This is a genomic window from Streptomyces montanisoli, assembly GCF_017813245.1.
GTDB lineage: Bacteria > Actinomycetota > Actinomycetes > Streptomycetales > Streptomycetaceae > Streptomyces > Streptomyces montanisoli.
Genome location: NZ_JAGIQL010000331.1, coordinates 1 through 2,358 on the forward strand (window position 1 = coordinate 1; position 2,358 = coordinate 2,358).

The window sequence follows — 2,358 nt, forward strand, 5'->3', positions numbered from 1 at the left end:
GTCGCCGCGCGCGGCGCCGGCGGCCAGGGCGAGCGTGCGGGACAGCGCCACGGGCAGGGGGCGGCGCAGCCAGGCGGTCAGCAGGGCGTTGCGCAGCAGCAGCGGTGAGCGCCCCGCACGCGCGCCGGGCGACGGATGGTGGTGCGCGGTCACGGACGGCTCGTGGACGACGCCCCACCCGGCGGCCGCGAGGTCGTAGGCGAGCAGCGTCTCCTCGGCGCCGAAGAACAGCACCGGGTGGTAGCCGCCGACCCCGAGGAACGCGCGGCGCCGCACGACCGCCGCGCAGCCCAGGAAGCCGAGCACCTGGCGCCCCGGCAGGTCGCCTGCGGCGGGCAGCGGCGAGGCGGCGAGCACCGCGTTGAGCGGGTCCTCGTCGTCGGCGTCGCCCACCAGGGTCCGCCCGGCGAGCAGGCCGAGGCGCTGGTGGCGGTCGAACAGCGCCGCCGCCGTGGCGAGCGCGCCCGGCGCCCACCACGAGTCGTCATCGCTGAACGCCACGTACGGCGTGGTGGCGTGACGGGCCGCCAGGTTCCGGCCGAGCGCACCCAGGTTACGGCCCGGCGTCAGGAGCGTGGCGCCGACCGGATGGGCGCGCACGGCCTCCGCCGTGCCGTCCGCCGACGCGTTGTCGACCACGATGACCGGCGGGCGCTCAGGCAGCGCGGCGAGCCGGTCGAGCGTCCGCACCACCTCCGCGCGGCGGTCGCGCGTGATCATCGCGACGGTGACGTCAGACTGCCGCATGGTGGCGACGCTCCCCTCGTCCCGCCAACGCGTCCGCCGCCGCCAGCACTTCCGCCGTGGTGATGCGCAGCAGGAGCGGGTCGGGGACGGTGCCGTGCGGGTCGCCGGGCGGCCCCGCGTGCCACAGCGCACGGTGCGGGCCGCCGGCCGGCGGGCCCCACAGCGAGGGGGCCACCGGCCCGAACAGCGTCACCGACGGGGTGCCGTACGCGACGGCGACGTGGGCCGGGCCCGTGTCGCCACTGATCAGCAGGGACGCGCCGGCGATGAGGGCCGCGAGACGCGGATACGGCAGGCCGCCGGAGAAGACGTCCCGTGGCGGCAGGCCGGTCCGCGCGGCGAGGTGGCCCAGTAGTTCGTCCTCCGCCGGGCCCCCGGTGACGACGACGCGGTGCCCGCGCGCCCTGAGCCCGCCGATGACGTCGGCGTACCGGTCGGCGGGCCAGCGGCGCGCCGCCGACTCGGCGCCCGGGTGCACGACGACCGCGCCCGGCGCGGGGGAGCGGTCCCGTGGCGGCGGCAGCCGGACGTCCGCCGGGTCGGCGGCGATGCCGTAGGCACGCAGGAACCGGCACCAGCGGTCGCGCTCGTGCTCGTCCGCGCGCCAGCGCGGGGTGACGGGCGACGGCTCGGCGAACGCGAGCAGCCGCCGCGGCGCCAGCGCGGCGAGCGCGTCGCGGCTCGCGGGGCCGTTGCCGTGCAGGTCCACCGCGAGGTCGGGCCTTGGCCCCGTCCAGTGGGTGAGGCCCGGCACGCCCCGGCCCGGCGCCGAGGCGGGAAAGAGCGTGTCCACCGCGCCGACGGTGCGCACCGCGTCGCGCAGCGCTTCCGGCGCGGCCAGCACGATCTCGTATTCGGGACGGGCACGGCGGAGCGCCTTGAGCGCGGGCACGCCCGCGAGCAGGTCGCCGAGCCCGAGCGCCCGCAACACGAGCAACCGAGGCCGCGCCCCGCCGTTCGGATGCCCGCGCCCCTCGTCCCGGTCGGGCGCCCGCCCGCCCCCGCCGGGCGGCGCCTGCCGGTCTGCGTCGGCGTGCGTGTCTCGGCGGGCCGGCACCTGCCGGTCCTGATCGGCGCGCGTGTCCGCGCGGGCCGGCGCTGACCGGTCTCCGGCGGTCTGCCCGTCCCGGCGGTCGCGTACCCGCCCGCCCTGGCGGTCGTGTGTGTCCGCGCCGAGCGGGGCGCTCCCGTCCGCGTCGGTCTGCGTGTCCCGGCGGGCCGGTACCTGCCGGTCCAGGTCGGAGTGCGTGCCCGCGCGGGACGGCGCCCGCCCGGCTCCGGCGGTCTGCTTGCCGTGGCGGTCGCGCGCCCGGCCGCCGGTGCCTGTGCCCTCGCCGGGCGGGGCAAGCCGGTCTGCGTCGGCGTGCGTGCCCCAGCGGGACGGTACCCGCCTGCCTTGGCCGGCGGGTGTGCCCTCGCCGGGCGTGGCCTGCCGGCCTGCGTCGGCGTGCGTGCCCGCGCGGGACAGCGCCCGCTCGCCTTGGCCGATGCCTGCGTCCTCTCCGAGCGGGACCCGCCGGTCCCTACCGGCGTGCGTACGCCCGTCGGACGGCCGCCGCCCGGGCGGCATGCCCGGCCCGGGCGTACGCACGCCGGAAGGGACCGGCGGGT

The 2,358-nt window shown here is 79.6% G+C and carries 2 protein-coding genes; both read right to left on the bottom strand.

Going from position 1 to position 2,358, the window contains the following annotated elements; all coding sequences use genetic code 11:
- On the bottom strand, window positions 1-747 hold a 747-nt coding region (locus JFN87_RS32900; RefSeq protein WP_209346148.1), incomplete at its 3' end, for a glycosyltransferase family 2 protein.
- On the bottom strand, window positions 734-2,358 hold a 1,625-nt coding region (locus tag JFN87_RS34615), incomplete at its 5' end, for a glycosyltransferase family 9 protein (RefSeq protein ID WP_372449336.1). The genes JFN87_RS32900 and JFN87_RS34615, both read right to left, overlap by 14 nt.